At 65.4% G+C, this 17,663-nt stretch carries 14 protein-coding genes; 4 read left to right on the forward strand and 10 right to left on the reverse strand.

Annotated elements, in window-relative coordinates; translation table 11 throughout:
• Positions 1 to 60: 60 nt before the first annotated feature.
• The gene (locus tag GM910_RS15430) at positions 61 to 1,374 is read left to right on the forward strand and encodes an ActS/PrrB/RegB family redox-sensitive histidine kinase (RefSeq protein ID WP_159588748.1); all 1,314 of its coding nucleotides are present in this window, start codon (positions 61 to 63) and stop codon (positions 1,372 to 1,374) included.
• Positions 1,375 to 1,430: 56 nt separating this feature from the next.
• On the forward strand, positions 1,431 to 1,997 hold the full coding sequence (locus GM910_RS15435) for an ActR/PrrA/RegA family redox response regulator transcription factor (protein ID WP_159588750.1): 567 nt from the start codon (positions 1,431 to 1,433) through the stop codon (positions 1,995 to 1,997).
• Positions 1,998 to 2,230: 233 nt separating this feature from the next.
• Here the strand turns inward: GM910_RS15435 and GM910_RS15440 are convergent, their stop codons facing one another.
• Entirely contained in the window at positions 2,231 to 2,731 is a 501-nt protein-coding gene (locus tag GM910_RS15440) for an MmcB family DNA repair protein (RefSeq protein ID WP_159588752.1), read from the reverse strand.
• 235 nt (positions 2,732 to 2,966) lie between these two features.
• Between GM910_RS15440 and GM910_RS15445 the strand changes: the two genes are divergently transcribed.
• Positions 2,967 to 3,587 carry a L,D-transpeptidase gene (locus GM910_RS15445; protein WP_159588754.1) on the forward strand — a complete coding sequence of 207 codons (621 nt, stop codon included), beginning with the start codon at positions 2,967 to 2,969 and terminating at the stop codon, positions 3,585 to 3,587.
• Positions 3,588 to 3,763: 176 nt separating this feature from the next.
• Here the strand turns inward: GM910_RS15445 and GM910_RS15450 are convergent, their stop codons facing one another.
• The 6 genes from GM910_RS15450 to mutS form a co-directional block, all read right to left on the reverse strand.
• Positions 3,764 to 4,339 carry a NifU family protein gene (locus tag GM910_RS15450; protein WP_159588756.1) on the reverse strand — a complete coding sequence of 192 codons (576 nt, stop codon included), beginning with the start codon at positions 4,337 to 4,339 and terminating at the stop codon, positions 3,764 to 3,766.
• Positions 4,340 to 4,434: 95 nt separating this feature from the next.
• A complete protein-coding gene (locus GM910_RS15455; protein WP_159588758.1) occupies positions 4,435 to 4,926 on the reverse strand; it encodes a universal stress protein in 492 nt (163 codons plus the stop codon).
• Positions 4,927 to 5,019: 93 nt separating this feature from the next.
• Positions 5,020 to 6,087: a tryptophan--tRNA ligase gene (trpS, locus tag GM910_RS15460; RefSeq protein WP_159588816.1), complete on the reverse strand. Its 1,068-nt coding sequence runs from the start codon at positions 6,085 to 6,087 to the stop codon at positions 5,020 to 5,022.
• Between the two features lie 82 nt (positions 6,088 to 6,169).
• A complete protein-coding gene (murJ, locus tag GM910_RS15465) occupies positions 6,170 to 7,732 on the reverse strand; it encodes a murein biosynthesis integral membrane protein MurJ (protein ID WP_159588760.1) in 1,563 nt (520 codons plus the stop codon).
• A 286-nt stretch (positions 7,733 to 8,018) separates the two neighbouring features.
• On the reverse strand, positions 8,019 to 10,829 hold the full coding sequence (locus GM910_RS15470) for a [protein-PII] uridylyltransferase (RefSeq protein ID WP_159588762.1): 2,811 nt from the start codon (positions 10,827 to 10,829) through the stop codon (positions 8,019 to 8,021).
• A gap of 305 nt (positions 10,830 to 11,134) precedes the next feature.
• Positions 11,135 to 13,783 (reverse strand): DNA mismatch repair protein MutS, encoded by a 2,649-nt coding sequence (gene mutS, locus GM910_RS15475; protein WP_159588818.1) that lies wholly within the window; start codon positions 13,781 to 13,783, stop codon positions 11,135 to 11,137.
• A 206-nt stretch (positions 13,784 to 13,989) separates the two neighbouring features.
• Here mutS and GM910_RS15480 point away from each other — a divergent pair, with 206 nt between their 5' ends.
• The gene (locus GM910_RS15480; protein WP_159588764.1) at positions 13,990 to 16,266 is read left to right on the forward strand and encodes an NADP-dependent malic enzyme; all 2,277 of its coding nucleotides are present in this window, start codon (positions 13,990 to 13,992) and stop codon (positions 16,264 to 16,266) included.
• Between the two features lie 9 nt (positions 16,267 to 16,275).
• Here GM910_RS15480 and GM910_RS15485 read toward each other — a convergent pair whose 3' ends face one another.
• Genes GM910_RS15485 through GM910_RS15495 form a run of 3 tightly spaced genes read right to left on the reverse strand, consistent with a single transcriptional unit; the run spans position 16,276 to position 17,549 of the window.
• Positions 16,276 to 16,470, reverse strand: coding sequence for a hypothetical protein (locus tag GM910_RS15485; protein ID WP_201285513.1), 195 nt, complete (start codon positions 16,468 to 16,470; stop codon positions 16,276 to 16,278).
• A 33-nt stretch (positions 16,471 to 16,503) separates the two neighbouring features.
• Positions 16,504 to 16,752: a hypothetical protein gene (locus tag GM910_RS27835; protein ID WP_425482689.1), complete on the reverse strand. Its 249-nt coding sequence runs from the start codon at positions 16,750 to 16,752 to the stop codon at positions 16,504 to 16,506.
• On the reverse strand, positions 16,749 to 17,549 hold the full coding sequence (locus GM910_RS15495; RefSeq protein ID WP_159588766.1) for an FAD binding domain-containing protein: 801 nt from the start codon (positions 17,547 to 17,549) through the stop codon (positions 16,749 to 16,751). The genes GM910_RS27835 and GM910_RS15495 overlap by 4 nt, the downstream gene beginning before the upstream one ends.
• Positions 17,550 to 17,663 lie beyond the last annotated feature (114 nt).

Below are 17,663 nucleotides of genomic sequence, written 5' to 3' on the forward strand. Positions count from 1 at the left end.
GGTACGCCGCGCCCCAAATAAAACTTGGCCAACCGCGCCGCACCGCCCATAAAGACGCCGATGCTGGAAGAACTGAGAACACCCCATACCCGCTACGGCCGCAGCCTCCGGCTCGCCACGCTTATCCGGTTAAGATGGCTCGCCATCGTCGGTCAGAGTGCTGCCGTGCTGGTGGTGGCCTTCTGGTTGGGGTTCCCGCTGCCGGTGGGACCGTGCTTCGTGCTGATCGCGGCTTCGGCCTGGCTCAACCTCTATCTCACCTTCCGCTTTCCCGCCTCGCACCTTCTGCCGCCGCTGTCGGCGCTTGCCATCCTCACCTTCGACGCCTTGCAGCTTGTCGGGCTCCTGTTCCTGACGGGCGGGCTCACCAACCCCTTCTCGCTCCTGATGACGGTGCCGGTGGTGATCTCGGCCACCTCGCTGCCGCTCCTGTGGACCAGCCTCCTCGGGCTTTTCGTCATCGGGCTGGCGAGCCTGCTTGCCTTCTTCCACATGCCGCTGCCCTGGTACCCCGGCACCGAGCTTGCGATGCCCTTCCTCTACGTTGCGGGCATGTGGATCGCCGTTACCTCATCCATCACCTTCACCGGTATCTATGCCTATCGCGTGGCCGAGGAGGCGCGGTTGCTTGCCAACGCGCTGGCGGCGACGGAGCTGGTGCTGCAGCGCGAGCAGCATATCTCGGCGCTTGACGGGCTGGCGGCGGCGGCGGCGCACGAGCTGGGAACGCCGCTGGCGACCATCGCGCTGGTGGCACGCGAGATGGAAAAGGCACTCGGCCAGGATCCGCGCTACCAGGAGGACGTGACGCTCCTGCGCTCGCAGAGCGAGCGCTGCCGCGAGATCCTGAGGCGATTGACCAGCCTTTCGTCGGAGGGCGAGGCGCATATGGCGCGGCTGCCGCTGACCTCGCTGATCGAGGAGACGGCGGCACCGCACCGCGATTTCGGCATCGAGATCCGGCTGGAGCCCGGCGAGACGGAAGGGCCGGAGCCGGTCGGCCGGCGCAACCCCGGCGTCCTTTACGGGCTTGGCAACCTGATGGAGAACGCGGTCGACTTCGCGCGCGAGGTGGTGAGCGTCAAATGGTCCTGGGACGCCGAGACAGTGAGCATCTCCATCACCGACGACGGGCCGGGATTTCCCGCCGACATCATCGATCGTATCGGCGAGCCGTACATGTCGCGGCGGCAGGCCAGCAGCTCCAGCGGTGGGTTGGGGCTGGGGCTGTTCATCGCCAAGACGCTTCTGGAGCGCTCGGGCGCGACGATCGAATTCGCGAACGCCGGCGACAAGGGCAAGGGGGCGACGGTGGAGGTCCGCTGGGCGCGCGAGCGGTTCCTGACGGCCGACGGTTCCTTTTCGTGGGGCTGAAAAGCTGGAAAAAACCAGCTCGTAGGGCTATCTAGCCTCAAAAGAGCGAGTGAACGATGACCGAAGCAGCAACAGACCAGGCCGACACCATTCCGGGCGACGAGCGCTCCCTGCTCATCGTCGACGACGACCACCCCTTCCTGGTGCGGTTGGCGCGGGCGATGGAGGGCCGTGGATTCGACGTGGAGACGGCGGAGTCGGTGTCCGAGGCGCTCGCTAAAGTGAAGATCGCGGCACCCGCCTTCGCCGTGGTCGACATGCGGCTGGGAGACGGCAACGGGCTCGACGTCGTCTCGGCCATTCGCGAGAAACGCGAGGATGCGCGCGCCATCATCCTGACAGGCTACGGCAATATCGCTACCGCCGTGACGGCAGTGAAGCTGGGGGCGGTGGATTACCTTTCCAAGCCGGCGGACGCAGACGACATCTATGCGGCACTCACCCGCCAGCCCGACGAGAAGGCCGAGCCGCCGGAAAACCCGATGTCGGCCGACCGGGTGCGCTGGGAGCACATCCAGCGCGTCTATGAGATGTGCGACCGCAACGTGTCGGAGACGGCGCGACGGCTGAACATGCACCGGCGGACCTTGCAGCGGATATTGGCGAAGAGAGCGCCGCGATAAGGGGTGGAACGCGCCGGAGCGCCCTCGTGGTTCGACAAGCTCACCATGAGGGCTACTGCGAAGTCACCGCTTCCGCTTATACGGTAAGCTCTCCGGCCACCTCACCTCTTTGGCCAGACGTGAAAGGGCGCTGAGCCTCCAGTAGCCCTCATGGTGAGCTTGTCGAACCACGAGGGCGCTTGGTATCATTTCCTTGGCAGCCCGAGGCTGGGGATGAACGGGCTCACCTTTCCTCAAGACCCCTCCCCGTCCAACATCGGTATCGGCACGCCGGCGAGTTCGGCCGCTGTCAGGCGCGCCGCGCCCGTACGGGCGAAGCGGAGCATCAGGGCCTTGCGGGTGGCCGGAGCCAGCCGGTGTTCCGGCGCCTCGCGCAGGATCTCGGCGCCGTAGCCGTCGGAGAGGATGAAGCCGCAGTCGTCGGGGAATATCTCCGTCGGCACTTCCGGATGGGAGGCGAAGAAGAAGCGGTCGGAGTGCAGCCGATATTCCGGCCATTTGCGGTCCACTCTGAAGTCCTCGATCGATGACTTGATCTCGATGACCCAGATGTCGCCCTTGGCCGTCAGCGCTACGAGGTCGGCCCGGCGCCCGGTGGCGAGCGGCAGTTCCGGCAGAACGACCGAGCCCATCTCGGTGAGCAGGCGCTGCACACCGCGGCGGATGACCAGCGCGCGCTCGGACTGGCGGCCATCTGCCAGCGGATTGGCGTGAAAGGGCGAGACAATGGGCATGGGAGCGAGAATGCCAGTTATCGGCGGCGTCGAAAAGATCGGGCGTGGCCGGCCATGTCGGCGATCGGGCGGAAAAAGGTGTTGCCAAATTGCAATAGCATATAAGCAAGCACCCGCGGTATCGCGGGCGGATCAAATGCTATCTTGGCAAACTGTTAACGCCCACTTTAAGAATGATGGCGAAAAATGGGTATTTGTTTTGACGCCCATGACGATGGGGGATTGGATTCTTCTCATGAAATTGAAGCCGTTTTTTGTCGCCGCCGTGCTTGGCCTTTCGGCGGCGCTTGTGGGTTGCGCGGGTGGACCGGCGCAGCTGTTCACGTCCAACTATGGCGCGGTCACCGACGCCGGCTACCAACTGCCGAGCGTGCCGATCACCAAGATACCGCGGCAGTATCACCGCCAGATCATCTCCTTTGAGACGGACGAGAAGCCGGGCACCATCATCGTCGATACGAGGGAGAAGTTCCTCTACCTGGTGATGGAAGGCGGCAAGGCCATGCGCTACGGCATCGGCGTCGGGCGCGAGGGTTTTGAATGGTCGGGGACGGCGCGCGTCGCCATGAAGCGCGAATGGCCGACCTGGACGCCGCCGGCGCCGATGATCAGGCGTCAGCCGGAATTGGCCAAGTGGCGCGGCGGCATGCCGCCCGGCCTGAGCAACCCGCTCGGCGCGCGCGCGCTCTACCTCTTCAACAAAGGCGGCGACACGGGCTATCGCCTGCACGGCACGCCGGAATGGCATTCCATCGGCAAAGCCATGTCCTCGGGCTGCATCCGGCTTTTGAACCAGGACATCATCGACCTTTACAACCGCACAGAAATCGGTGCAAAAGTTATCGTGAAGGGATGAACCGTCTCGGCAATAGACGGGCCACACGGTGGCTACCGGGAAAACCGGGTCTTCGGACCCGGTTTTCTTTTTAAATCGGATCATCGTTTCACGGAATCGATGATCCGATCTAACTCTTCGCTTGTCGCAATTCGGGACGGAAAACCGGTTTCCACTTTTCCTGGAATTGCCCTTGATCAGCCGATCTCCACCTGCTCGACGTGCTGCACCTCGGGGATGAAGTGGTGCAGCAGGTTCTGAATGCCGTGTTTCAGCGTGGCCGTCGAGGACGGGCAGCCGGCACAGGCACCACGCATGTTTAGAAACACGGTGCCCTTCTCGTAACCGCGGAACGTGATGTCGCCGCCATCCTGGGCGACAGCCGGACGCACGCGGGTTTCCAGGAGCTCCTTGATGGTGGCGACGATCTCCTCGTCGGCCGCATCGTAGAACTCACTGCCCTCCGGCGCCGGCATGCCTGTCTCGTTGGCGGCCATGACCGGCTGGCCGGCCATGAAGTGCTCCATGATGGTGCCGAGGATGGCGGGCTTCAGATGCTGCCAGTCCGCGCCCTCCTTGCTGACGGTGACGAAATCGTAGCCGAAGAAGACGCCGGTCACGCCCGGCACGTCGAACAGACGGCCGGCGAGCGGCGAGGCGGCGCGTGCCGCCTCGGCATCGCGGAAATCCGCCGTGCCTTGTTCGAGGACCACCCGGCCCGGCAGGAACTTGAGCGTTGCGGGATTGGGGGTCGCTTCCGTCTGAATGAACATCGGCGGGGTCTCTCCGTGGGGCCTTTGTTTGGAACAATTCTAAAATAGGCCGAACTCCGGCCCGGTTCAAGCCGCATATGGTGTATGGCGACGGCTCATGCCAGGCTTTCGATCTCCTCGTCCGACAGGCTGTCGGGGACGACGGTAACGGGGATGGGAAAGGCAGCCCCCTTGCCGGAGATGGAGGAGACGAGCGGCCCCGGCCCTTCCTTGGCGTTGCTGGCGGCAAGCACGAGAATGGCGATGTCCTGGTCTTCTTCGATGAGCTTGTGGATCTCCTCGGCGGGCTTGCCTTCACGGATGACCAGTTCCGGCTCGACGCCGATCGTTTCGCGAATTTTCGCGGCATAGGTGTCGAGCGCGGCGTTGGCGGCTGCCATGGCATCCTCGCGCATGATCTGCTCTACGCCCAGCCAATGCTGGAAGTCGCCCGGCTCGATGATGAAGAGAAGGGCGACGGAGCCGTTGGTGGAACGTGCCCGGCGGGCGGCATAGGCCACAGCGCGCTCGCACTCGGGCGTGTCGTCGACGATGGCAAGGAACTTGCGCTTGTGGCCGGCTTCCCGGCTCAGACGTTTGGAGACCATGCATGCCTCTTCTTCAAACGGGTGGAACCTGCCCACCCGTGGCGCAATCTGCCACCGGTGAGGGCGGGCGGCAAGCCGCGTGTAGTTGTAGTTCTAGTCGGCCAGGAGCCCGATGATCTCGTGCACCTTTTTCATGGTTGCCTCGGCGCGGGCGCCGGCGCGCTCGCCGCCGTCGCGCAGGACCCCGTCGACATAAGCCGGGTCGGCCGAGATGCGGCGCATCTCCGCGTTGATCGGCGCCAGCTTCTCAACCGCCAGTTCGGCGAGCGCCGGCTTGAAATCGGAGAACTGGCGGCCGCCGAACTCCGCAATCACCGTGCCGCGCGGAACGCCGGCAAGGGCGGCGTAGATGCCGACAAGGTTCTCGGCCTCGGGGCGTCCGGCAAGGCCTTCGAGGTCGCCCGGCAGGGGATCGGGGTCCGTCTTGGCCTTCCTGATCTTGCGGGCGATGGCATCGGCGTCGTCGGACAGGTTGATGCGCGAGAGGTCCGATGGGTCGGACTTCGACATCTTCTTGGTGCCGTCGCGCAAGCTCATGATGCGGGTGGCCGGCCCCTCGATGAGCGGCTCGGTAAGCGGGAAGAAGCCGTTGACGCGCTCCTCGCCCACGTCCATTTCCACGCCGTAGCCAAGCGCCGCGATACGCTTCGAGAAGTCATTGTTGAATTTCTGGGCGATGTCGCGGGCCAGCTCCAGATGCTGCTTCTGGTCCTCGCCCACCGGCACGTGGGTGGCGCGGTAGAGCAGGATGTCGGCGGCCATGAGGCTCGGATAGGCGAGCAGGCCGAGGGAAGCGTTCTCACGGTCCTTGCCGGCCTTGTCCTTGAACTGGGTCATCCGGTTCATCCAGCCGATGCGGGCGACGCAGTTGAAGATCCAGGCAAGCTCGGCGTGCTGGGGCACGCGGGACTGGTTGAAGATGATGTTCTTCTTCGGGTCGAGGCCGCTGGCGAGGTAGGCGGCGGCGATGGCGCGCGTCTGGTCGGCCAGGTCGTCATGGACCAGGGTGGCGGTCAGGGAATGGAGGTCGACGACGCAGTAGATGCATTCGTAGACATCCTGCAGGGCGACGAACTTCTGCAGGGCGCCGAGATAATTGCCGAGGTGGAGGTTGCCGGTGGGCTGCACTCCGGAAAAGACGAGCTGCCTGAACTCACTCACCTTAAACTCACTCATGGAGAAATCCTGAAGATCCGAATGGCGCTTTTGCGCGTGGGGCTTATGGACGAGGCGGCGGGCGCAATCAAGCCCCGCGGCGCCTCATCGCCGCCCTTAGCTCCGTGCGGTCGACGGCACCCGTGAGGACGGCAAGGGCGAGATAGGCGATCACTGCTGCGGCAACGACGAACAGCACCGCCGCGGCGCGCAGAGGCAGGGCGGCGCCTTGCTGCGGAGCGAGGAGCACCGCGTCGAGGCCATAGGCAACGCCGCCCATGAGGGCGCTGGAGACGAGGATCATGACGATGCGGCGGCTGGTGACGGCCGACGGGCGGAAATCGTTGCGCCGCCACAAGGTGCCGGAGAGCAGGACGACGTTGACCCAGGACGAGAGGGAGGTGGCGAGTGCGATGGCGACGTGGCCGTAGAGCGGGAAGAGCGCGAGGCTGAGCGCGATGTTGACGATGACGGTGACGAGCGAGAACCACATCGGCGTCTTCATATCCTCGCGGGCGAAGAAGCCGGGCTGGAAAACCTTGGTCAGCACATAGGCCGGCAAGCCAGAGGCGAAGGCGGCAAGGGCGGCGGCGGTCATCTGCGTGTCGAGGGCGGTGAACTCGCCGCGCTCGTAGAGGAGGCCGACGATCGGAGCGGGGATGATCATCAAGCCCACCGCCGCCGGCACGGTGAGGCCGAGGGCGAATTCCAGGGAGCGGTTCTGCAGGTGCTGCGCTTCCCTCTGATCGCCCGCCTTCAGGGCGCGTGCCAGTTCCGGCAAGAGGACGACGCCGACGGCGATGCCGATGACGCCCAAGGGCAGTTGGTTGATGCGGTCGGCGAAGTTCAGGAGCGCGATCGCCTTGTCCTGGACGGAGGCGATGATCTGACCGACGAGCAGGTTGATCTGCATGATGCCGCCGGTGATGAGCGCTGGCGCCATCAGGACCAGGAGGCGGCGCACGGCGGGGGTGAGGCGAGGCACATGCAGGCGTATGGTGAAGCCGGCGCGGCGCACGGCGACGACGAGAATGAGAAGCTGGGCGATGCCGGAGGCAAAGACGCCCCAGGCGAGCCACAGGCCGGTGGTGCGCGCCGGCAACTCCACTGAGAGCGCGGTGGCCAGCACCGCGATGAGGATGACGTTGAGAAGCACCGGGGCAAGGGCTGCAAGGAAGAACTTGCGCATGGCGTTCATGACGCCCGACAGCATGGCCACCAGCGACATGAAGAGAAGATAGGGGAACATGACGCGCGTCATGACGACGGTGAGGTCGAATTTTTCCGGCGTATCGGCGAAGCCCGGCGCCACGATGGTGCCGACCAGGAAGGGCATGAAGATCATGGCGAGCGCCGAGAGCGCCAGAAGGGCTGTCAGCAGGACGGCCAGCACGTCTTCGCCGAACTTCCTTGCCGCCTCCATGCCGCCGCCCTCCAACTCCTTGGAGAAGAGCGGGATGAAGGCGGTGTTGAAGGCACCTTCGGCAAAGAGACGACGGAACAGATTGGGGAAGCGGAAGGCGGCGTAGAAGGCGTCGGTGACGGGGCCGGCGCCAAGCGCGGCGGCCACCAGCGCCTCGCGGGCGAAGCCGAGAATGCGGCTTGCCATCGTGGCGCTGCCGACGCTGGCGAATTTGGCGACGAGGCTCATGGGCTGGGGGTCCTGGAGATGTGGGCGGCGGTTTGGCTGACTGGGAAGGCCGGCACTCCTTGGCGCCCCCCTCTGCCCTGCCGGGCATCTCCCCCACAAGGGGGGAGATCAGCTTTCATGCCCGCCGCGCCTATTCTGCGGAGCTGGGAATCGAGCGTCAGCGAAGCCACCGCCAATCTTCCCCCTCGTGGGGGAGATGTCCGGCAGGACAGAGGGGGGCGCGAAGGAGTGCCGATATTCTCACGCATGCACGCTTCCACCTAACCTTCCCCTTCGCCTGCCCGCCTCATGCAACCACCGTCTTCGCCCGCGCCCGGTGGTTGCCGCGCTTTGCCGGCCCCTTCTCCAGCACCTCCAGGAGCTCCTGGCGGATGGCGGTGAGGCGGTCGGGGTTTTCGATCTTCGCGCCCGTCAGATCGGTGACGTAGAAGGTGTCGATGACCTTCTCGCCAAAGGTGGTGATGTGGGCCGAGGCGATGTCGAGCGACAGGTCGGAGAGGGCGCCGGTGACCTCGGAGAGGAGGCCCGGGCGGTCAAGGCACTCCACCTCGACGACGGAGAAGCGGTTCGACAGCGTGTTGCGGACTTCGGCGCGCGGCTCGATGCGGAAGGTTTTCGCGCCCCGCTTCGGCTTGGTGCGCTTTTCCAGAACGTTGGGCAGATATTCCTTGCCGGACAGCACGTCCTCGATGAGACGGCCGACGCGCCGGGCGCGGCGGCGCTCGTCGTCGTCATAGTCGAACTCGCGGCTGATGAGGATGGTGTCGAGCGCGCGGCCGTCGGTGGTGGTGAAGACCTGCGCGTCGACGATGTTGGCGCCGGCCGCGGCACACGCGCCGGCGATGACGGAGAGAAGGCGCGGGTGGTCGGGCGCCAGCACCGTGATCTCGGTGACCGCCTCGAAGCTGTGTGGCTTGACCATGGTGGAAAGCGCCCTGTCCTGCCGGTCGGCGGCACGGATGAACTCGGTGTGGCGCACCTGGTCTTCCTGGTCTACCGCCAGGAGGTAGTTCTCGTAGTGAAGGGCGATGTAGCGGCGGGCGTCCGCTTCTTCCCAGCCGGCCTTGTGCAGCGCCTCGGCAAGCGCGGCGCGCGCGGCCTCGGCCCTGGCAGCGCGGGAAGCTTCCGAGAAGCCGCCGGTGAGAAGAAGCTCGGTCTCGTAGTAGAGAGTGCGCAGGAGTTGGCCCTTCCAGCCGTTCCACACGCCGGGACCGACGCCGCGGATGTCGCAGACGGTGACGACGAGCAAGAGCTTCAGCCTTTCAACCGATTGCACGATATCGGCGAAATCCTGGATGGTCTTGCGGTCGTTGAGATCGCGCATCTGCGCCGTCATGGACATGGCGAGATGCTGCTCGATGAGCCAGGCGATCATCTCCGTCTCGGCCTTTTCGAAGCCCATATGCGGGCACAGCCGGCGGGCGATGCGGGCGCCGGCGACGGAATGGTCCTCCGGCCGGCCCTTGGCGATGTCGTGGAAGAGCATCGTCGTGTACAGCACCGCGCGCCAGGATTTGAGCCCCGGCAAAAGCGAGTGGGCGAGCGGGTGGACCTTCTCGTCCTCGCCGCGCTCGATCTCGGCCAGAACGCCGAGGCAGCGGATCAAGTGCTCGTCGACCGTATAATGGTGGTACATGGAGAACTGCATCATCGCCACGATCTTGTTGAAATCGGGGATGAGCTTGCCGAGCACGCCGGCCTCGTTCATGCGGCGCATGTTGAGCTCGGGATCGCGGTCGGAAGTGAGCAGGTCCATGAAGAGGCGGTTCGCCTCTTTGTCACGGCGAAGGTTGCGGTCGATCAGGTTGAGCGAACGGGTGAGCAGCTTCAGCGCGTCCGGGTGATGCTCCAGCCCATGACGGTCGGCGAACCAGAAGAGACGCAGCATGTTGACGGGGTCGCGCTCGAAGACGCCCTCGTCGGCGATGTTGATGCGATGGTTGTCGACGATGAAGTCGCTGGTGCCGGCGAGCTTGCGCTTCCGGCGCGAGAAGGTGAGGAAGATGCGGTTGAAGCCGGGCACGTGCTTGGCCTGCTCTTCCTCAAGAGCGGCGCAGAAGATGCGCGTCAGGTCACCCACCGACTTGGCGGTGAGGAAGTAGTGCTTCATGAAGCGCTCGACGGGGGAGAGGCCGGGGTGGCTGGTGTAGCCCAGCCGCTCGGCAATGTCGGGCTGGATGTCGAAGTGCAGCCGCTCTTCCGCCTTGCCGGTGAGGAAGTGCATGTGGCAGCGCACGGCCCAGAGGAAATCCTCCGCCTTGTGGAACTGGAGGTATTCGCGACGGGTGAAGACACCTTTTTCCACCAACTCCTCGGCCTCGCGCACACGATAATAGTATTTGCCGATCCAGAAGAGGGTGTGGAGGTCGCGCAGGCCGCCCTTGCCGTCCTTGACGTTGGGCTCGACGAGATAACGGCTCTCGCCGACCTTGGCGTGGCGCTGATCGCGCTCGGCAAGCTTGGCCTGGATGTATTCCGCGCCCGTGTCCTTGACGATCTCCTTGTCGAAGCGGGCGACGAGATCGTCGTAGAGCGTCCGGTCGCCGCAGATGAAGCGGGCCTCCAGAACGGCAGTGCGGATGGTGATGTCGGTACGCGCGTGGCGGATGCACTCGTCGATGTTGCGGGTTGCGTGCCCGACCTTCAGACCCATGTCCCACAGCATGTAGAGAATGTATTCGGCCACCTGCTCGCCCCAGGGCGTCTGCTTGTAGGGAAGCAGGATCAGGAGGTCGACGTCGGAGCCGGGCGCAAGTGTGCCGCGGCCATACCCGCCGACGGCGACGATGGCCATGCGTTCGGCGGCGGAGCGGTTCTCCGAGGGATAGACGTAGGCGGCGGCGAAATCGTGAACGGCGTGGACGATCTCGTCCATCAGGTGAGAAAGGCGGATGGCGCAGGCGGTGCCGCCGCCGTCCTCGGCGAGCATGGTCTCGGCGGTCTTTTGGCCATCGGCGAGGCAGGCCTTGAGGAGCTTCATCACGCAGGTCCGCGTCTCGGGGGAGCCGGGCTTGCCCTTCTCTGCAAGGGTGTCAAGCTCCGCCCTGAGGTTGGCGGTGTCGATGATCTGGTCGAGTTTCAGGGGGATCTTCGCCATCCGGTTCCTGTGTGGCCGTTGAGGTGGTGTGCAGTGTCCGCGCACCCTCTCTTCCCAGCAAAGGTTAGCGTTATTGCATATGAGTCGTTTTTGCCGGCTTCGCCGGGACCCCCACCCCTCACCCCTCCCCTCAAGGGGGAGGGGGATTCTGAGACGCCGATGTCCCCCTCCCCCTTGAGGGGAGGGGTGAGGGGTGGGGGTCCGATCAAGGACTCAAAATCCATAGGCGATAGCCCCAAGGAAGAGGAAAGGCGCTTTTTCGCCCGCGTCTATAGCGTGTTTGCAGGAACGGTGAAATGGGGCACTCAATCGCCCGAATCCAGTGCCTTCAGCCGGTAGAGCGCCTCCAGCGCCTCACGGGGCGTCATGTCGTCCGGATTGAGGCCCGCAAGCGCTTCTGAAAGGCGGTCGGTACGCTTCGGCTTTGCCGGCTCGTGGCGGACTGCGGCGGTGAAGAGAGGCAGGTCGTCGGCCAGCCGATCCGCCTTGCCGCCGGTCTCCCCCTCCTCCAGCCGGTGCAGGACCTCCTTCGCGCGCTCCACCACCGCGGCGGGCAGCCCCGCCAGGCGGGCGACCTGGACGCCGTAGGAACGGTCGGCGGCACCGCGCGCGACCTCGTGCAGGAAGATCACCTCGCCCTCGAACTCCTTCACCCGCATGGTGACGTTGGCAAGGCGGGGGAGCTTTTCGGTAAGCGCCGTCATCTCATGGAAGTGAGTGGCGAAGAGGGCGCGGCAGCGGTTCTTCTCGTGCAGGTATTCGACGGCCGCCCAGGCGATGGAGAGGCCGTCGAAGGTAGCAGTGCCACGGCCGATCTCGTCGAGGATGACCAGGGAGCGTTCGCCGGCCTGGTTGAGGATGGCGGCGGTCTCGACCATCTCGACCATGAAGGTGGAGCGGCCTCGGGCGAGGTCATCGGAGGCGCCGACGCGGGAGAAGAGGCGGTCGACAACGCCGATGCGGGCAAGGCGGGCAGGCACGAAGGAGCCCATCTGGGCCATGACGGCGATCAGCGCGTTCTGGCGCAGGAAGGTGGACTTGCCGCCCATGTTCGGGCCGGTCAAGAGCCAGATGGCGCCGGCCTTTTCGCCCTCCGACGGTGACAGGTCGCAATCGTTGGCAACGAAGGGCTCACCGAGCTGGCGGCGGAGCGCCTGTTCCACCACCGGATGGCGGCCGCCCTCGATGTGGAAGTCGAGGCTGTCGTCGACGGCGGGGCGGCAGTAGGCTTCGCTCTCGGCAAGGGTGGCGAGGGCGGCGGAGACATCGAGGGCGGCAAGCGCCTGCGCGGCGGCACGGAGCGGCTCGGAGGCGGCGACGACTTCCGATACCAGGCGGTCGAAGACGGCGAGCTCAATGGAAAGCGCTCTGTCGGCGGCGTTGGCGATCTTGGTTTCGAGCCCTGCGAGCTCGGTGGTGGTGAAGCGCATGGCGCTGGCCATGGTCTGGCGGTGGATGAAGCGAGCCTTGGCTTCGTCGGTTCCGGTCATGACCTGGCTGTTGTTGGCCGTCACCTCGATGTAGTAGCCGAGCACGTTGTTGTGGCGGATCTTCAGGGAGCGGATGCCTGTCTCTTCGACCAGATCGCGCTCCATGGCGGCGATGACGCGGCGCGACTGGTCGCGCAGCGCCCGCATCTCGTCCAGCTCGGCGTCGTAGTCGGCGCGCACGAAGCCGCCGTCGCGCTTCAGGAGCGGCAAGTCTTCAGCGAGCGCCCTTTCCAAGTGGGCGGCGAGATCTTCGGGGAGCGCGGCCAACTGCGCGAGGGCGCGGGCGAGTTCGGACGGCAGCTCCTTATCGCGCAGGAGGCCGGCAATTGCCGTGGCGGCCTCCAGCCCGCTGGCGAGCGCGCCGAGGTCGCGCGGGCCGCCGCGGTTGAGGGCGAGGCGGGAGAGCGCGCGGCTGATGTCGGGCACGCCCTTCAAGAATTCGCGCAGGCGCTCGCGCAGGGTGGCTTCCTCAAGGAAGAAGGAGACGGAATCGAGGCGCTCGCCGATGGCCCCGGGGTCGGTGAGCGGGGATGTCAGGCGCTCGGCGAGCAGCCTTCCGCCGGCGCCGGTCGCCGTGCGGTCGATGGCCTTCAGCAAGCTGCCGTCGCGCTGGCCGGAAAGGGTGCGGGTAAGCTCCAGGTTGGCGCGGGTGGAGGGGTCGATGAAGAGGCTGGCGCCCTCCTCGTCGCGCTCGGGGCGGCCAAGCGGCGGGCGTTCGGCCTTCTGCGTCTTTTCCACATAGGCGACGGCGCCGGAGATGGCGGAAAGCTCGGCACGCGAGAAACGGCCGAAGCCGTCGAGGGTGGCAACGCCGTAGAAGCGGGAAAGGCGGGCGGACGCGCTGGACGAATCGAAGAAGCTCGGCGGCTGCGGGTTGGCGACGCGGCCGAGCGTGTCGAAGACCGGGCGCAGGGCTTCGTCGTGGTAGACGGGCTCGGCGACGATCAACTCGCGCGGGTCGACGCGCAGGATGTCGGCAAGAAGCCGCTCGGGCGTGGTGGAGACAACGCGGAAGGTGCCGGTGGAGATGTCGATCCAGGCGAGCGCAAGCTGCTCCTCCCCGCCCTTCACGCGGCCCAGCGCCATCAGGTAGTTGGCTTCGGAAGGGTCGAGGAGCTTTTCCTCGGTAATGGTGCCGGGGGTGACGAGGCGGACGACGTCGCGACGCACCACGGACTTGTAGCCACGCTTCTTGGCCTCCGCCGGGTCCTCCATCTGCTCGCAGACGGCGACGCGGTGGCCGAGCGCAATGAGCTTCTGCAGGTAATCGTCGGCCGCATGCACCGGCACGCCGCACATGGGGATGTCTTCGCCCTGATGCTTGCCACGCTTGGTGAGCGTGATGCCGAGGCCGCGGCTTGCCACCTCCGCATCCTCGAAGAACAGTTCGTAGAAATCGCCCATGCGGTAGAAGAGCAGCGAGTCGGCGTTGGCTGCCTTGATCTCGATATACTGCTGCATCATCGGCGTCGCGCCGGCTGCGGGCGCCCCCACTGCGGCGGCCTCACGCTGGCGGATTGGCGTTTCGTCGTTCAAGAAGCGCCCCTTCAAAAAACGCGCGTTTAGCTCTGCTTGGCCATTTACCTACCGCAAATGTAGCCTTATGCACCCGTGTTCGGCAAAACTCCACAAGAAGCCGACATCGGAGGGAGCGGAGGAGCGTGGCGGAGATGGACAAGACTGAGAGACAGGGCCCCTCGGTGAGCCCGCAGGAGGCCCTGGATTTTCACGCCTCGGGCCGGCCGGGCAAACTGGAGGTCAACCCGACCAAGCCGATGGCCACGCAGCGGGACCTCTCGCTGGCCTATTCGCCGGGCGTGGCCGTCCCGGTGAAGGCGATCGCCGAGGATCCGAGCCGCGCCTTCGACTACACGACGCGGGGCAACCTGGTGGCGGTGATCTCCAACGGCACGGCGATCCTGGGGCTCGGCAATCTCGGGGCGCTGGCGTCGAAACCGGTGATGGAGGGCAAGGCGGTGCTGTTCAAGCGCTTCGCCGATGTCGATTCCATCGATCTCGAGGTGGATACCGAGGACGCGGAGGAATTCGTCAACTGCGTCAAGCTGCTCGGCCCTTCCTTTGGCGGCATCAACCTGGAAGACATCAAGGCGCCGGAGTGCTTCATCATCGAAAGCCGGCTGCGCGAGTTGATGGACATCCCCGTCTTCCATGACGACCAGCACGGCACGGCCATCATCGCCATGGCCGGGCTCATCAACGCGCTCGATCTGACGGGGCGCGACCTGAAGACGACGAAGCTCGTCTGCAACGGGGCGGGCTCGGCCGGCATCGCCTGCATCGAACTGGCCAAGGCGATGGGATTTGCGCCGGAAAACGTCATCCTGTGCGACACGAAAGGCGTCGTCTACAAGGGGCGCAAAGAGGGCATGAACCAGTGGAAGTCGGCCCATGCGGTGGAGACCGACAAGCGCACGCTGGCCGAGGCGCTCGAGGGCGCGGATGTGGTTTTCGGCCTTTCGGCCAAGGGGGCGCTGACGCCGGCCATGGTGCAGTCCATGGCCAGGAACCCGATCATCTTCGCTATGGCCAATCCGGACCCGGAGATCACACCGGAGGAGGTGGCGGAGATCCGTACCGACGCCATCATGGCGACGGGGCGCTCGGACTATCCGAACCAGGTCAACAATGTGCTCGGCTTTCCCTATATCTTCCGCGGTGCGCTGGATGTCAGGGCGACCACCATCAACGAAGCGATGAAAGTGGCGGCGGCGGAGGCCTTGGCTGCACTCGCCCGGCAAGACGTGCCGGACGACGTGGCGGCTGCCTATCAGGGCAACCGGCCGAAATACGGGCCCAACTACATCATCCCGGTGCCGTTCGATCCCAGGCTGATCTCGGCCGTGCCGGTGGCGGTCGCCAAGGCGGCGATGGATACCGGCGTGGCGCGCCGGCCAATCCTCGACATGGAGAAATACGCCAACGAGCTTTCCGCCCGGCGCGACCCCATCGCCTCGACGCTGCAACGCATCCACGACCGGGTGCGCCGCCAGCCCAAGCGCGTGGTCTTCGCCGAGGGCGAGGAAGAGCAGGTGATGCGGGCGGCTGTCTCCTACGTGAACCAGAAGCTGGGCACCGCAATCCTTCTAGGCCGCGAGGAGCAGATGCAGGAGACGGCGCGCAACGCCGGCGTCGACCTCTCCCGGCCCGGCATCGAGCTCATCAACGCCCGGCTGTCGCGGCGCAACGGCATCTATGCCCACCACCTCTACGAGCGGATGCAGCGCAAGGGCTATCTCTTCCGCGACTGCCAGAGGCTGATCAACAACGACCGCAACCATTTCGCCGCCTGCATGCTGGCGCTGGGGGATGCGGATGCGGTGGTAACTGGGCTGACGCGCAACTATTCCACCGCTCTCGACGATATACGCCGCATCATCGACGCCCGGCCCGGACACCGCGTCATCGGCGTGTCGATCGCGCTGTGCCGCGGGCGCACGGTGCTGGTGGCCGATACGGCCGTCCACGATATGCCGACCTCGGAGGAACTTGCCGACATCGCCGAGGAAGCGGCCGGCATGGCGCGGCGCATGGGATACGAGCCGCGCGTGGCCATGCTCGCCTACTCCACTTTCGGCCACCCGCCGGGCGAGCGCTCGGCCAAGGTGCAGGAAGCTGTTCGCATTCTCGACAAGCGGCGCGTCGACTTCGAGTATGACGGCGAGATGGCGGCGGACGTGGCACTCAATTCGCAGCTGATGAAGCAATATCCGTTCTGCCGGCTGTCGGGACCGGCGAACGTGCTTGTCATGCCGGCGTTCCACTCGGCCTCGATCTCCACCAAGATGCTGCAGGAACTGGGCGGCTCTACGGTGATCGGGCCGCTTCTGGTGGGCCTCAACAAGCCGGTGCAGATCGTGTCGCTCAACGCCAAGGATTCCGACATCGTGAATATGGCGGCGATCGCTGCGTACAGCGCCGGGCAGTAGGCGGCGGAATCAGTTGCCGGAAGGGTTTTCCCGTCCGCGGTCCTGGGCGGCGGCGAGGCGCTTCGGCGCCTGCATGCGCCAGGCGCGATCCAGCCGGTGGCGAAGCTCATCAGGGGCGATGCGGTGGATGCGCACCAGGAGGGCTGGCCAGCCCTTGTAGTGGTCGGTCTCATAAAAGATGCCGGGTGCGGCGGAAAGGAGCATCTCCTTTTCCTCCAGCGGACACACTAGACCAGTTCATCGTTTCATGGAATCGATAAACTGATCTAAGTTGTTGTTTTGTCGCAATTCCGGACGGAAAACCGGTTTCCACTTTTCCTGGAATTGCTCTAGGACGACGGTCTCGGGATCCTTCACCCGGGCCAGGAACTTCTTGCGCACCTTCAACGAAGGCGTGCCGTACGATGTGCTTTCTTCCACCTCGGGCAGGCCTGCGGCGGCTTCGCGCAGCCGCTCGAAGGCCTTGCCCCAGGCGCCGTCACTCATCCATTCGCCGCCTGGACGGCGCGCTTGGCCATCACGGCTATGAGGTTGGCGCGGTATTCGGCGGAGGCGTGGATGTCGGTCATCAGGCCGTCGGCCGGGATGGTGACGCCATCGAGAGCGGAGGCGTCGAAGGAGGAGGAGAGCGCCTTCTCGATCGCCTCGGCGCGGAAGACGCCGTTCTCGCCGGCACCCGTGACGGCGGCACGCACGCCATCCGCCCGCCTGGCCACGAAGACGCCGGTGAGCGCATAACGCGAGGCCGGGTTGGGAAATTTGCCGTAGCCCGCCTTCTCCGGAACGGTGAGGGAGACGGCGGTGATGATCTCGTCGTCCTCGAGCGCGGTCTCGAACAGGTCGACGAAGAAATCGTCGGCCGAGATCTCACGCTTGTTGGTGTGCACAGTGGCGGCGAGCGCCAGAAGGGCGGCCGGGTAGTCGGCCGCGGGATCGTTGTTGGCGATGGAGCCGCCGACGGTTCCCATGTGGCGCACATGCGGGTCGCCGATATGGGCGGCGAGATGGCAGAACGCCGGGCAGGCTTTGGCGAGCGCGGCGTTTTCGGCCACCTCCGCGTGGGTGGCGGCGGCCCCGATCTTCACCTTGTCGCCCGAGACCTCGATGCCCTTCAGGTCGGCGATGTGCCGCAGGTCCACCAGGTCGGACGGCGCGGCGAGGCGCTGCTTCATGGTGGGGATGAGCGTCTGCCCGCCAGCGACATACTTGCCGTCGTCGGCATCGTTCAACAGCTTCACCGCCTCGGAAACGGAGGAGGCGCGGTGGTAGGTGGTCTGGTGCATTGGGTTCTCCTCTTCGAGGTCGATGAGCGAGGTAGTGAGTAGTGAGTAGTGAGTAGTGAGTAGAAAGCTCTCTGTGGGCTCGACGCCGATCTCAAGCTCCCCACTACTCACTAT

This window comes from Chelativorans xinjiangensis (genome assembly GCF_009812055.1).
In the GTDB taxonomy this organism is placed as follows: Bacteria; Pseudomonadota; Alphaproteobacteria; order Rhizobiales; family Rhizobiaceae; genus Chelativorans; species Chelativorans xinjiangense.

Coding starts and splice junctions, on each gene's coding strand:
- GM910_RS15430 (WP_159588748.1), top strand. CDS start 61: ATGCTGGAAGAACTGAGAACACCCCATACCCGCTACGGCCGCAGCCTC.
- GM910_RS15435 (WP_159588750.1), top strand. CDS start 1,431: ATGACCGAAGCAGCAACAGACCAGGCCGACACCATTCCGGGCGACGAG.
- GM910_RS15440 (WP_159588752.1), bottom strand. CDS start 2,731: ATGCCCATTGTCTCGCCCTTTCACGCCAATCCGCTGGCAGATGGCCGC.
- GM910_RS15445 (WP_159588754.1), top strand. CDS start 2,967: ATGAAATTGAAGCCGTTTTTTGTCGCCGCCGTGCTTGGCCTTTCGGCG.
- GM910_RS15450 (WP_159588756.1), bottom strand. CDS start 4,339: ATGTTCATTCAGACGGAAGCGACCCCCAATCCCGCAACGCTCAAGTTC.
- GM910_RS15455 (WP_159588758.1), bottom strand. CDS start 4,926: ATGGTCTCCAAACGTCTGAGCCGGGAAGCCGGCCACAAGCGCAAGTTC.
- murJ (WP_159588760.1), bottom strand. CDS start 7,732: ATGAGCCTCGTCGCCAAATTCGCCAGCGTCGGCAGCGCCACGATGGCA.
- GM910_RS15470 (WP_159588762.1), bottom strand. CDS start 10,829: ATGGCGAAGATCCCCCTGAAACTCGACCAGATCATCGACACCGCCAAC.
- mutS (WP_159588818.1), bottom strand. CDS start 13,783: ATGATGCAGCAGTATATCGAGATCAAGGCAGCCAACGCCGACTCGCTG.
- GM910_RS15480 (WP_159588764.1), top strand. CDS start 13,990: ATGGACAAGACTGAGAGACAGGGCCCCTCGGTGAGCCCGCAGGAGGCC.
- GM910_RS15485 (WP_201285513.1), bottom strand. CDS start 16,470: ATGCTCCTTTCCGCCGCACCCGGCATCTTTTATGAGACCGACCACTAC.
- GM910_RS27835 (WP_425482689.1), bottom strand. CDS start 16,752: ATGAGTGACGGCGCCTGGGGCAAGGCCTTCGAGCGGCTGCGCGAAGCC.
- GM910_RS15495 (WP_159588766.1), bottom strand. CDS start 17,549: ATGCACCAGACCACCTACCACCGCGCCTCCTCCGTTTCCGAGGCGGTG.